The following is an 11,947-nucleotide window of genomic DNA, read 5'->3' as shown; positions in this document are numbered from 1 at the left end:
AGAACTTCTGCCATTCCGCACAGATAAAGGAGAAGGTTCATGAAGGTATTGTTTTATTTTCTGGTATGTCTGCTGGCAACGATGGCTGGCGGAATCAGCGGAGTAGGCGGAGGAGTTATTATTAAGCCGGTCATGGACGCGGTGTCCGGCCTGCCGGTGGCTGAGATCAGTTTTCTGTCTGGCTGCACCGTGCTTGCCATGACGGCGGTTTCCGTATTTAACAGCAGAGGCGGAAGCGTAAAAATCGAACCGCGGCGGGGAACCCTGCTGGCCGTAGGCGGCGCTGTGGGAGGAATCGCCGGGAAAGAGCTGTTTGAGGTTGTCAGGGGCATGGGCGGAAGCCTCATTATGGTAGCGTAGCAGACCATGATGATTATTCTGACACGGGCAGTTCTGGTCTATACGATCCGGAAAGTCCATATCCGGACACTGGAGGTATCAGGGTCTGCGGCCTGCGTTATTATAGGTTTTCTGCTGGGCGTGCTGTCATCTTTTCTCGGAATCGGGGGAGGACCGATTAATCTGATGATTCTTTCGTTCTTTTTCTCCATGGACAGCAAGACGGCAGCCCTGAATTCTCTGTATATCATCCTGTTTTCTCAGGGAGCCAGCTTCCTGAATACAGTGATAAGCGGCAGCGTTCCGGAGTTTGAATGGCCGGTCATGGGCGTAATGGTATTCGGCGGCGTGCTGGGCGGAATCTTTGGAAGACGGATCAGCAAGCGGCTGGACAATAAGGGAATTGACCGGATTTTCTTTGTATTGCTGATTGTGATTACGCTGATCAGTGTATACAATCTTATCAAGTACATATAACTCTGACTCATAAAAAGAAAAGCAGACAGATGGGAAATTTTTGGAAAGCGTCCCATCTGTCTGTCTGTTTATCCGGGGCCGCGGTACGTTCCGGATAAATTCCGGCGCAGGCGCGCGAGGGCGCGAGTCCTCTTGCGCGCCGCCCTGTCGTCTTTTGTGCGTTTTTTACAAAACCCCCTGCCGGGGTTATTGACTTCCTTGTACACGAGTGATAAAATTTAAACAATAAAGACAAGACAAAATCCAAGGAGGACCTGATTATGAGCGTGTTAACTGATTTGATTTACAATGGCTCCAATGCGGTGGCAGGACTCACGGAAAATGCTGTGAATGAGGCGATTGCAAAGTATGGAGAAGACAAAAAGGTAGCGATGCCGGATACGGCTTATTTTCTGCCTACGATTTACGCTGCCACAGGCGTAAAGGTGACAAAGCTCGGCGATCTGCCTGCCTGTGTGGGCGTTCTGAAGAGCCTGATTACCAACAAAGAAGATCTGGGAGAAGCTCTGAACGCAGGACTTGCCACAGCGGTAGGAGCTGAGATCATCGAGGCTTTGAAGTATGTGGACCATGCAGATCCTTATGCGGAGGACAGCGGAATCGGCTTTGTTCCGGACCCCATTATCCGTTCCCTGGGCGTGCCGCTGGTAACGGGCGATATCCCCGGTGTGGCTGTAGTGCTTGGAAAGGCTGATAATGCCGAAGACGTAGTAAATGTGGTAAAAGATTACCAGAGCAAGGGCATTATGACCTTTATGGTCGGCGATGTGATTGAACAGTGCGCGGAAGGCGGCGTGAAGCTGGGCCTTGATTTCCGTGTAATTCCTCTGGGACACGATGTGACCTCTGTCATTCATGTAGTGACCGTAGCTGTCCGCGCGGCGCTGATCTTTGGAAACCTGACGCCGGGCGATCTGCCGGGCCTTCTGAAGTATACCAAGGAAAGAGTTCCGGCCTTTGTGAATACTTTCGGAGCGCTGAATGAGGTCGTTGTATCCGCTGGCGCAGGCGCCATCGCTCTTGGCTTCCCGGTTGTCGTAGATGTGGATCTGGGCGAGAATCAGGTTCCGGGCGCTCTGGAATCTGTAACCGATCATTCCATGACTGTAAAGAAGTCTCTGGAACTCCGGGGTATCAAGATTAAAGTGACCGAGATCGCAATTCCGGTAGCATTTGCGTCCGCTTTCGAGGGCGAAATTATCCGTAAGGGCGATATGCAGGTGGAGTTCAGCTCTCACAAGGCGCCGACCTGTGAGCTGGTGGAGACTGTTTCCGCAGATGAGATTGAGGATCACAAGATTACGATCGTAGGAAAGGATCTGGATGAGCTGGAGCAGGGACAGACCTATGCGCTGGCTACTTATATCAAGGTGGCAGGCGCGAAGATGCAGTCTGACTTTGAGCCGGTTATCGAGCGTAAGATTCACGCGTGGTACAATTACATGGAAGGTGTTATGCACACCGGACAGAGAAACCAGATTCGTGTCCGTATCAGCAAGGAAGCCTTCGAAAAGGGACTCCGTCTGAAGGATTTCGGAGAAGTTCTCTATGTGATGATCATGGACGAGTTCGATATCGTTGTAGATAAATGTGAGATTGAGATTGTGACAGATACCGAGAAGGTACAGGAGATTCTGGAAAAGAAGGCCATGCCGGCTTACGAGGCAAGAGACGAGCGTCTGGAGACTCTCACAGACGAGAGCGTAGACAAGTTCTATACCTGTACGCTGTGCCAGTCCTTTGCTCCGTCCCACTGCTGCGTGGTAACCCCGGAGCGTCTGGGACTTTGCGGAGCCGTATCCTGGCTGGATGCGAAGGCAACCAAGGAGCTGAATCCGGAAGGACCCTGCCAGCCCATCTCCAAGGAAGGCTGCGAGGATGAAGTGAAGGGTATTTACCCGGATGTAAACCGTATGGTGGAAGAGGCGACTCACGGCGCGCTGTCCCGTGTAACCCTGTACTCCATTATGGAAGATCCGATGACCTCCTGCGGATGCTTCGAATGTATCTGCGGTATCGAGCCCTTCTCCAACGGTGTCATCATTGCAAACCGTGAATACTCAGGCATGACGCCTCTTGGAATGACTTTCGGCGAGCTGGCCAGTATGACAGGCGGCGGCGTACAGACGCCGGGCTTCATGGGACATGGACGCCACTTTATTGCTTCCAAAAAGTTCATGAGCGCTGAGGGCGGTTTCGAACGTATCGTATGGATGCCCAAAGAGCTGAAAGATGACGTGGCTGAGAGGCTGAACAAGGCGGCCAAGGAGAAATATGGCATCGACAATTTCACAGATATGATCGCGGATGAGACGATTGCGACCGATGAAGAGGCGCTGATGGCGTTCCTTCAGGAAAAGAATCATCCGGTGCTTGGACTGGAACCGATCATGTAAGACAGAAGGCCTGTTTATAAGGCACAGAAAACCGAATACCCTGCAGCTGTTTCTGTGGGGTATTCGGTTTTTAAAAAGGAGAAAAAGCAGGAGAAGGAAAGAGATGCAGATCTGGACGGCGTCAGGCAGAGAAAAGAAAAATCATTACGCTGCGCTTAGTATCTTCGGCATATTGGGGATTGTAGTGCTTGCAATGGGTCTCGGCGTGGCATTTTCTCTTCTTGCCCTTATTTTTGAATGGACGAAATGGACCGGCCTTTTGATTTGCGTCGGTGAAACGGCTCTCGCCGTCTGGGCTGCGTTCCGGCTGGGACGCCGCTCCCGGAAAGACAGCCTGCTGTTCTGTCTGGACGACAATGGCCGTCTCTTTGCGGTGGATGTGAGTCAGCTGGTTCCAGTTCATAGAGGGCTTCTGGGGTATGGCCAGATGGCTCTGGAGATCCAGAAAGAAATAGAGCGCCTGAAAAGACAGATGACAGAGCAGAAAGAGGCGCCGGCAAGAGGAGAGCAGATTCTGTCGGTGGAAAGACTGAAAGAAAAGGAAAGCGGCTGCAGGCTGGTCTGCCAGGTGAGAAACCTGGAAGGAAGAGAATACAGGCGCAGGTGGTTTGTGGCAAGAGGCTATGAAAATGAAGCAGAACTGCTCTGGCAGCTGCAGCGCAGAAGGTCAGGAAGAAGCAGTCTGCAGTTTTAGACAAAGGAGAATACCCATGCATTACGAATCTGGTAATACAACCAGCTCACAGAAGAAAATTATTACGATTCCCAATATCCTGTCTTTTTTCCGGCTCTGCCTGATTCCGGTCATCATCTGGCTGTATACAGTGGAAAAGAATGACGCTGCGGCAGGAGCTGTGCTGATTCTGTCCGGAGCCACTGATGTGGCAGATGGATTTATCGCAAGGCATTTTCATATGATCAGCGATTTGGGAAAGGTGCTGGACCCGATTGCGGATAAACTGACCCAGGCGGCCATGCTGTTCAGTCTGTGCACACGGTTTCCGCTTATGGTTTTTCCTCTTGCGCTGATGGTTCTCAAGGAGGCCTTTATGGGTATCACAGGTCTTTTGATTATACGGAGGACGGGAAGCGTGTTCGGAGCCGACTGGCACGGAAAGGCCGCGACGGTTCTTTTGTACGCGGCCATGATCCTGCATGTGTTCTGGTATCAGATTCCGAAGACGGTGTCAGATGTGCTGATTGGAGCCTGCGCAGTCATGATTCTTATTTCTTTTGTTCTTTATGCGCGCCACAATGTCCGGATGCTGAAGGAGCAGAAAAAGGACGGGCGGTAATAAAAGGAAGAAGGCGGGCAGCAATGGACTTTCCGCTTAAGAAAGCAGAGTGAACAGGGACCTCAGAGAAAAAAGGGGTTCCTTTTTTAATGCCTTTTCCAGAAGGGCTTTGTTGGGATCAGAGTGTTCCAGCTCCCGGGCGAAACACCAGGCGGCGCGCCGCAGTGTTTCCGCTGTGGCAGCGTCCGGATTCTGCAGCCATTCGGCGCGGAAGAGTTCACGGATCAAAACCATAGCGGCAAAGGAAAACTTCATCTTTCCCCAGGCGTCGCCGTCATAGACTGCTCCTGCAAAATAAGTGAAAAGAAAATAAACCATCAGCTGTTCTGCCGTAATATCTGTAAAAAGAGTCTGGAAGGCAGCTTCCTGCTCCGGGGAGAAGGGAGCAGCTTCCATCAGTGTTTTTTCCGCCTGTGTTCGGTACTGCTTCCATTCCGGACGCAGGACCTCCATCTTTTCGAGAATCTGGAACAGGCGGCGCAGCAGCTTTTTCCGGGAATATCCGGGCACCGCCTCCGGCTTTGGGACAGACTCTGACAGCTTTTGCTCAAACCAGTCCCACACTTCCGGAGATCCGCAGCGTGCCAGAAGCGCATCTGTTTCGTACAGCCGATTCTGACTGATCCGGTTCTGCAGATCGTGGGTCAGAGCCAGAATGAAAGCCAGCCTCAGACGGAGCGGATGGGTCCGGTCCTGCAGAATCCGGAAGATCAGGCTGCGGGCGTCCATCAGTTTAGTAAACAGGAGAAAATCAAAGTCTGGATAAGATTCTGTACGGCTGTCTTCGCCGTGAAGAAAGCGGACGGGTTTTTCACATTCCAGAATCAATCTGGCGGCTTCGGGACAGGACAGAGACAAGGACAGCTCCCGCAGCCCTTCAAATTCTTCTGTGTGCCGGGGATAGGTCCTGCAGGTCCTGCAGAAGGCTTTCTGTCCGCCGCCCTCCAGATACAGATCGCACAGGTTTTCATCATTTAGAAAGGCGCAGCGGCCCTGGTACTGACGGAAGGAGCCCTGTCTCCAGTCAATCTCATTATGCAGCCGGGCGCCCAGGGGACCTTTCTGGCTGCGGTATTTTTTCAGGGAAGCCGGATCAATCTGGATCTGCCAGCCGGCGCAGCAGCTGTCGGGACAGGAGCCGCCGGTGCATTGAAACTGATTCCAGTAATGGGGAACGGTATAGTGCATCTTAACACTCCTTATCGTTTTTGAAATCTGCTGAAAAACAGCAGGCCGGAAAAGAAAATCCAGCGTACTCATTATAGCCATAATGTGTAAAAAGAACAAGCGCCGGAAAAATGAAAAAGTTTTTCATTAACCCTGTATTCGTTCCGGCCAGCCTTGACAGGGAGTCCTTTCTTTTATAAAATATAACAGTAATATATAACAATGTTATAAAGGAGGCAGAAACGGTGGCTGCGGGACCTAAGACTACGCTGGAACTGATTCATGACGCGGCAAAGGCTGAATTCCTGGCGAAGGGATTTCGAGCGGCTTCCCTGCGCAGCATTGTCAAGGCCGCGGGAGTGACTACCGGGGCCTTCTACGGTTATTACGCCAGTAAAGAGGAGCTTTTTGAGGCTCTGGTAAAGGATCAATATGAATACCTGATGGCACGGTTCCGGAGGGCCCAGGAGGAGTTTGCGGCTCTGCCGGAGGAGGAGCAGCCGGAGAACCTGTCGGGAATCTCCGGCGTCTGCATGGAGGAGATGCTGGTCTATGCCTATCGGTATCTGGAGGAGTTCAAGCTGATTCTCCTCTGCTCGGAAGGGACCCGCTTTGCGGGACTGGTGGACGAGATGGCAGAGGTGGAGACCAAGGCGACCCATGATTATCAGGAAGTCCTGGAGAAACTGGGAAGACCTTCGCCGGCTATCGATCCAAAGCTGGAGCACATTCTGATTACCGGAATGTTTAACGCGTTTTTTGAGCTGATCATCCACGAGATGCCGCTTGAACAGGCCATGAATTATCTCAGGGAGATGCGGGCCTTTTATACGGCGGGCTGGATGAAAATTATGGGGCAGTAATGCCCTGTTATTTTGCCTGATGGTTAGTTAAAACTAATATATACGTACAAAGCGGGTAAGAGAAGGCGGCCGCGGCGCCTTCCTTATCATAGAGAAACAGGAAAGATTAAGAGAGAAGAAAAGGAGGATTGTGCTTTGAAAAAGCAATCAAATCTATCAAGACTGCTGGCGCTGGCCGGAGGACATAAGAAGCTTACGTTTCTGGGCTGCGCGCTTTCCGGAATCGCGGCAGTTCTGGGGCTGGTTCCTTATGTGTGTGTATGGCTGGCCGCCAAAGACGTGCTGGCCGCCTATCCGGATGTGACGGGAGCCTTCCGTATCGTCCGCTGGGGATGGATGGCGGTCTGGTTTGCGATCGCCAATATTCTGGTTTACTTTGCGGCGCTGATGTGTACGCATATCGCGGCTTTCCGCACGGCCAGGAATATGCGGCATCTGGGTACGGCCCATATTCTGGAGCTCCCTTTGGGATTTTTTACGGGAAACCAGTCGGGAAGACTTCGGAAGATCATCGATGACAATGCGGCTCTTACAGAGGACCTGCTTGCCCACAAGCTGGCGGATCTGACGGCAGCAGTGGTGACGCCCATAGCAGCTGTGGTTTTGCTTTTTACTTTCGACTGGAGAATGGGGCTGCTCTGCCTTCTGACCATGATTCTGGCCTTTGTGTGTATGGCAAGTATGATGGGCGGCAAAAACGCCGGTTTTTTCCATCGTTACCAGCGGGAGATAGAGAAAATGAGCGCGGAGGCCGTAGAGTATGTCCGGGGAATCCCGGTGGTCAAGGTGTTCCAGCAGACGGTATATTCTTTTAAAGCTTTTTATACGGCGATTCAGTCCTACAGTGATCTGGCCAGTCAGTATGCCATGAGCTGCCGGAACGGGCAGACCTCCTTTCTCACCTGTATCAATGGCGGCTTCGCCCTGCTGATACCGGCGGCTCTTCTTCTGGCTTCCGGCGGAGACGGCTGGGAGGTGCTGGCAGACTTTATCTTTTACGCCCTGTTTGCTCCGGCCTGCGGCGCTATGATCAACCGGATTATGTATGCCTCCGAGTCCGTGATGGAAGCGAATGAAGCCATGATGAAGCTGGATCAGATTCTGGAACAGAAGCCGCTGGAGGAGTCGGCCAGCCCGAAAAAGCCGGAGAATGAGACCGTAACCTTCGAGCACGTAACCTTCCAGTATCCCGGCACAGAGCATCCGGCGCTGAAAGATGTGAGTTTCACAGTGAAGGAAGGAACTGTAACCGGACTGGTGGGCCCCTCCGGCGGAGGAAAATCTACGGCGGCCTCTCTGATTCCGCGGTTCTGGGACGTGCAGAGCGGTCATGTGCGGATCGGAGGCGCAGACGTGCGGGACATGGACAGCCGGGAACTGATGAAGCATGTGGCCTTTGTCTTCCAGGATACAAAACTTTTCAAGGTCAGTCTTCTGGAAAATATCCGGATGTCCCGTCCTTCCGCGTCTGTGGAAGAGGTGAAGGCGGCGGCCCATGCCGCCCAGTGCGATGATATCCTGGAAAAGCTGCCGGCAGGCCTTGATACTGTGGTGGGGACGAAGGGCGTCTACCTCTCCGGCGGCGAGGCCCAGCGCATTGCGCTGGCGCGGGCAATTCTGAAGGATGCGCCCATTGTGGTTCTTGATGAGGCCACCGCATTCGCTGACCCCGAGAATGAAGCCCTGATTCAGAAGGCATTCAGTGAGCTGACCAGAGGAAAAACGGTGCTGATGATTGCCCACAGGCTCTCCACGGTGCAGAACGCAGATAAGATTCTGGTCATTGACAGGGGCTCCGTCCGGGAGCAGGGAAATCATGAGGAGCTTCTGGCCGCAGGCGGACTGTATGCAAAGATGTGGTCAGATTATCAGAAGGCGGCAGCCTGGAAAGTAGAAAGAGGTGAGAAGATATGATTCGCAGGCTTCAGCATGTATTCGCCCTCAGTGAGAAGGGCGCTAAGGATTTTGTAAAAGCAGTCATCTGGTGCTTCCTGTGCAATATCAGCCTGATGCTGCCTGTAGGCGTGGTTATGGCTGTGATTCAGTATCTGCTGGGAACGCTGGAAGCGGAAGGGAACCCGGCGGAAGGCCTGTGGCTGTATACGGGAGCGGCGGTTCTGGTACTGCTGGTTCTGTTCATTCTCCATTATTTTCAGTACGCGGCCCTGTATCTGGCTACCTACAGAGAGAGCGCGTCCCGCAGGGTCAGCCTTGCGGAAACACTCCGGAGGCTGCCCTTAAGCTTTTTCGGAAACCGGGATCTGAGCGACCTGACAGCCACGATGATTGCCGACTGCTCCAGTCTTGATCAGATGTTTTCCCATTATATTCCCCAGCTCTTTGCTTCCATCTTCTCCACATTGGTGATTGGAATCTGCATGTTTGCCATCAACTGGAGAATGGCTCTTTCCGTACTCTGGGTGCTTCCGGCAGCCGTGCTTCTGACGGCGGGCTCCAAAAAGCTTCAGGATCTCTGCGGTACGAAGAACATTCTGGCCAAGAGGGCGGTTGCGGACAATATCCAGGAGTGCCTGGAGACGATCCGGGATATCAAAGCCTGCAGCCGGCAGGAGGAATACTTAAAGGGGCTGGATGGAAAACTGGAATACGCCGAGCGCTGCGCCATCCGTTCCGAGCTTGCCACAGGTGTCTTCGTGTGCTCGGCCCAGGCATTTTTACGGATTGGGCTTGCCACCACAGTGTTCGCTGGAGCCGGGCTTCTGATTCGGGGCGAGCTTTCTTTCCTGTATTTTCTGGGTTTTCTGTTCGCGGCAGCCAGGCTGTACGATCCGCTGGGACTCGTTCTGCAGAATATTGCGGCGACTTTCAACGCCAAGCTGCAGATCAACCGGATGCGGGCCATTCTGGAGCAGCCTGTCCAGACCGGGGCCGAAACCTGTGAGCCGGAGAATTATGACATTGTCTTTGACCATGTGAAATTCGCCTACCGGGAGAATGAAGGCGTGCTGGATGATGTATCCTTTACGGCAAAGCAGGGCGAGGTGACAGCGCTTGTGGGTCCTTCCGGCGGAGGAAAGTCTACAGCCTGCAAACTGGCCGCCCGTTTCTGGGATATTCAGGGCGGAACGATTACGCTGGGCGGTATTGACATCTCAAAGGTAGATCCGGAGGTCCTTCTGAAGCATTACTCCTTTGTATTTCAGGATGTGGTGCTGTTCCGGGATACGATCCTGGAAAACATCCGTCTGGGACGGCGGGGAGCCACGGACGAGGAGGTCTACGCGGCGGCAAAGGCGGCCCGCTGCGACGAGTTCATCCGGCAGCTTCCGGAAGGCTATCAGACCATGGTGGGAGAGAACGGCTCTACCCTGTCCGGCGGTGAGCGCCAGCGTATTTCCATTGCCCGCGCCCTCTTGAAGGACGCGCCAGTGATACTGCTTGACGAGGCCACCGCGTCCCTGGATGTGGAAAATGAGACTGAAGTTCAGGAAGCCATCTCCCGGCTGGTAAAGAACAAGACCGTTCTTATCATCGCCCACCGGATGCGTACCGTAACCGGCGCGGATAAGATCATCGTGCTGTCTGACGGCCGTGTGGCCGAGCAGGGAAGACCGGAAGAACTGTATGGAAAGAACGGCCTTTACACTCATATGGTGAAGCTTCAGACCGAGAGCCAGAGCTGGGCTCTTGAGACTTGAAAAATGGATGAAATTTCGGGAATGTATGCGTCTGAATTATACCTGCTTGCGTTTTTGGCATTGTATTTTTAAGAAACCGTCATTTACAATAAAATCAAGCAGCTGAAAACAGGAAGCCTGGTATCCGTTTGAGGGTGCCGGGCTTCTGTGGTTATGGCAGAATGGCAGAGCAGGAGGAGAGCAGCAAGACGGGACAGAGTCAGGCGGAGGATGGCAGGACAGAGAGGGGCTTTCCGGAGAGAATATTGCAGTCAAGCTTTCTACTGGAGAACCGCCTGCCAGCAATTATACGGCAGGTGAAAGCCATACCAGCCCCTGGGGCGGCGAGCAGGACCCTTTTACCGAGAGTATGGCGGAGGCAGGAAAGTCTGTCGTAGACGCTCTGGACCAGGCCTGTGTGGATCTGGTGTATGCCTCCCAGGATGACACAGCTTCTCTGATAGAACGGATGGAATCCCGCAATGCGGTCCATGTGCTGGAGCACGGGGAAGAGATCGGACTTGGAAGCAGAAGCTATCAGATGGTGAGCATTGATGGCTGAGGTGCTGCGGCGGGAATGTATCTATCTCTGGTATTATTTTGACGTGCAGTTCCGGCAGATTTTCTGGTATTGGGTGCTGGGAATCCGGCATTTTCTTTTTTATCTCGTCTTTGTTATGGTTTATTCGTTCCTGACGGGGTTGATTGTAAATCTGCTGGTGTAGAAGCTTCTGAGATAAAAGCTTTGGATGTTTCCGGGAGAGAAGCCTGTGTCAGCCTTTCGGCGGCTTTTACAAACCGGAGTACATCCTCCGGAGCATTCAGACTGTAAAGCAGGCCATAGGGAATCTGATAATCCCAGTCCACGGGAAGAGTCACAAGGCCGGGATGGACCTCCTGCCAGCATTCGATGGTCAGCAGCACATTTCCGGTCTCGGCGCAGCGGTTGAAGACTGACAGGTCGTAAAACGGCGGCGTATCCTCGATCCGGATCTCCGGATGGCGGGTCTCCAGTTCATGGCGGATAAAGTCGTTGTGGCCGGAATCGCCCTGCTTTACCATCATCAGAGTCTCTCCATACAGATCTTCCAGTTTCAGCCGTTTCCTTCCGGTCAGGCGGTGTTCCCGGGGCACGGCAATCATCTTCCGGTACATGCCGAGAGGCAGAAAATTGCAGCGGGAGAGCCAGGCTCTGGAATCGCAGACGCCGATGAGAAAATCGAATTTATCTCCCAGTTTTTCGATTTCCGAGAGAATCCCGTTGTGGTCATCCTCAAAGGAAACGAGATGCAGCTTATAGTCGGGGAAATCCTGGTTGACCCGGTACCACAGGTCCATAAAAGGCTTGGCCGGATTCAGAAGAGAAGTTCCCACGCAGAAAGTACGCTCTTCAGCCAGGAGGGCGGCCCGGGCGCTGGCCAGTGATTTCCGGGAATAATCAATGAGAAACCGGGCGTCCTGGTAAATGACAGCTCCGGCCTTTGTCAGGCGGATGCCGGAGGGTGTGCGTTCTGTGAGTTTCAGATCCAGCTGGGCTTCCAGGGCGTTCATCTGTTTCATGACGGCGGTGGGAGAGATGAAGAGCTTCCCTGCGGCCCTGGTAAAGCTGCCGCAGTCAGCTACAGCGATAAAAGTATCAAGAAGATGATTATACATAAAAATCTCCATTCCGCCGCCTTTCAGTTGGCGGCACAAATAGTAATGAAAGTTTCGACTTTCTCCACGTTTTGCCTTATACTAAAAGCGAGAAGCTATACTACAAAGCACGAGGG

At 53.0% G+C, this 11,947-nt stretch carries 12 protein-coding genes; 10 read left to right on the top strand and 2 right to left on the bottom strand.

Annotation, left to right across the window (positions count from 1 at the left end):
• Positions 1-39: 39 nt before the first annotated feature.
• From B5E82_RS18470 to B5E82_RS06640, 5 genes are all read left to right on the top strand, one after another.
• Positions 40-360, top strand: a complete 321-nt coding sequence (locus tag B5E82_RS18470; RefSeq protein WP_242966261.1) for a hypothetical protein — start codon at positions 40-42, stop codon at positions 358-360.
• A gap of 9 nt (positions 361-369) precedes the next feature.
• The gene (locus tag B5E82_RS18465; RefSeq protein WP_242966260.1) at positions 370-816 is read left to right on the top strand and encodes a sulfite exporter TauE/SafE family protein; all 447 of its coding nucleotides are present in this window, start codon (positions 370-372) and stop codon (positions 814-816) included.
• A gap of 260 nt (positions 817-1,076) precedes the next feature.
• A complete protein-coding gene (gene acsB, locus B5E82_RS06650) occupies positions 1,077-3,212 on the top strand; it encodes an acetyl-CoA decarbonylase/synthase complex subunit alpha/beta (protein ID WP_087306789.1) in 2,136 nt (711 codons plus the stop codon).
• 103 nt (positions 3,213-3,315) lie between these two features.
• Complete coding sequence (locus tag B5E82_RS06645; protein WP_087306788.1) at positions 3,316-3,906, top strand: hypothetical protein; 591 nt, start codon at positions 3,316-3,318, stop codon at positions 3,904-3,906.
• Between the two features lie 16 nt (positions 3,907-3,922).
• Positions 3,923-4,507, top strand: coding sequence for a CDP-alcohol phosphatidyltransferase family protein (locus B5E82_RS06640; protein ID WP_087306787.1), 585 nt, complete (start codon positions 3,923-3,925; stop codon positions 4,505-4,507).
• A gap of 36 nt (positions 4,508-4,543) precedes the next feature.
• On the opposite strand, the gene fliB is transcribed toward B5E82_RS06640, so the two are convergent.
• Positions 4,544-5,695, bottom strand: coding sequence for a flagellin lysine-N-methylase (gene fliB, locus B5E82_RS06635; RefSeq protein ID WP_087306786.1), 1,152 nt, complete (start codon positions 5,693-5,695; stop codon positions 4,544-4,546).
• 224 nt (positions 5,696-5,919) lie between these two features.
• On the opposite strand from fliB, the gene B5E82_RS06630 reads away from it, so the two are divergent.
• The 5 genes from B5E82_RS06630 to B5E82_RS18460 all read left to right on the top strand — a co-directional run bounded on the left by B5E82_RS06630 (position 5,920) and on the right by B5E82_RS18460 (position 10,900).
• Entirely contained in the window at positions 5,920-6,537 is a 618-nt protein-coding gene (locus tag B5E82_RS06630) for a TetR/AcrR family transcriptional regulator (RefSeq protein ID WP_087306785.1), read from the top strand.
• Positions 6,538-6,672: 135 nt separating this feature from the next.
• On the top strand, positions 6,673-8,451 hold the full coding sequence (locus tag B5E82_RS06625; RefSeq protein WP_087306784.1) for an ABC transporter ATP-binding protein: 1,779 nt from the start codon (positions 6,673-6,675) through the stop codon (positions 8,449-8,451).
• Entirely contained in the window at positions 8,448-10,196 is a 1,749-nt protein-coding gene (locus tag B5E82_RS06620; RefSeq protein WP_087306783.1) for an ABC transporter ATP-binding protein, read from the top strand. The genes B5E82_RS06625 and B5E82_RS06620 overlap by 4 nt, the downstream gene beginning before the upstream one ends.
• 349 nt (positions 10,197-10,545) lie before the next feature.
• Complete coding sequence (locus B5E82_RS18290; protein WP_206415645.1) at positions 10,546-10,737, top strand: hypothetical protein; 192 nt, start codon at positions 10,546-10,548, stop codon at positions 10,735-10,737.
• Complete coding sequence (locus B5E82_RS18460; protein WP_242966259.1) at positions 10,730-10,900, top strand: hypothetical protein; 171 nt, start codon at positions 10,730-10,732, stop codon at positions 10,898-10,900. Before B5E82_RS18290 ends, B5E82_RS18460 begins: the two co-directional genes overlap by 8 nt.
• On the opposite strand, the gene B5E82_RS06610 is transcribed toward B5E82_RS18460, so the two are convergent.
• Positions 10,851-11,831 (bottom strand): LysR family transcriptional regulator, encoded by a 981-nt coding sequence (locus tag B5E82_RS06610; protein WP_087306947.1) that lies wholly within the window; start codon positions 11,829-11,831, stop codon positions 10,851-10,853. The genes B5E82_RS18460 and B5E82_RS06610 overlap by 50 nt on opposite strands.
• Positions 11,832-11,947: the final 116 nt, after the last annotated feature.

This window comes from Lachnoclostridium sp. An138, assembly GCF_002160765.1.
Classification (GTDB): domain Bacteria; phylum Bacillota; class Clostridia; order Lachnospirales; family Lachnospiraceae; genus Laedolimicola; species Laedolimicola faecalis.
Note: the sequence above shows the minus strand (reverse complement) of the source record. Positions and strands in the feature narration are given on the sequence as shown.

Coding starts and splice junctions, on each gene's coding strand:
- B5E82_RS18470 (WP_242966261.1), top strand. CDS start 40: ATGAAGGTATTGTTTTATTTTCTGGTATGTCTGCTGGCAACGATGGCT.
- B5E82_RS18465 (WP_242966260.1), top strand. CDS start 370: ATGATTATTCTGACACGGGCAGTTCTGGTCTATACGATCCGGAAAGTC.
- acsB (WP_087306789.1), top strand. CDS start 1,077: ATGAGCGTGTTAACTGATTTGATTTACAATGGCTCCAATGCGGTGGCA.
- B5E82_RS06645 (WP_087306788.1), top strand. CDS start 3,316: ATGCAGATCTGGACGGCGTCAGGCAGAGAAAAGAAAAATCATTACGCT.
- B5E82_RS06640 (WP_087306787.1), top strand. CDS start 3,923: ATGCATTACGAATCTGGTAATACAACCAGCTCACAGAAGAAAATTATT.
- fliB (WP_087306786.1), bottom strand. CDS start 5,695: ATGCACTATACCGTTCCCCATTACTGGAATCAGTTTCAATGCACCGGC.
- B5E82_RS06620 (WP_087306783.1), top strand. CDS start 8,448: ATGATTCGCAGGCTTCAGCATGTATTCGCCCTCAGTGAGAAGGGCGCT.
- B5E82_RS18290 (WP_206415645.1), top strand. CDS start 10,546: ATGGCGGAGGCAGGAAAGTCTGTCGTAGACGCTCTGGACCAGGCCTGT.
- B5E82_RS18460 (WP_242966259.1), top strand. CDS start 10,730: ATGGCTGAGGTGCTGCGGCGGGAATGTATCTATCTCTGGTATTATTTT.
- B5E82_RS06610 (WP_087306947.1), bottom strand. CDS start 11,831: ATGTATAATCATCTTCTTGATACTTTTATCGCTGTAGCTGACTGCGGC.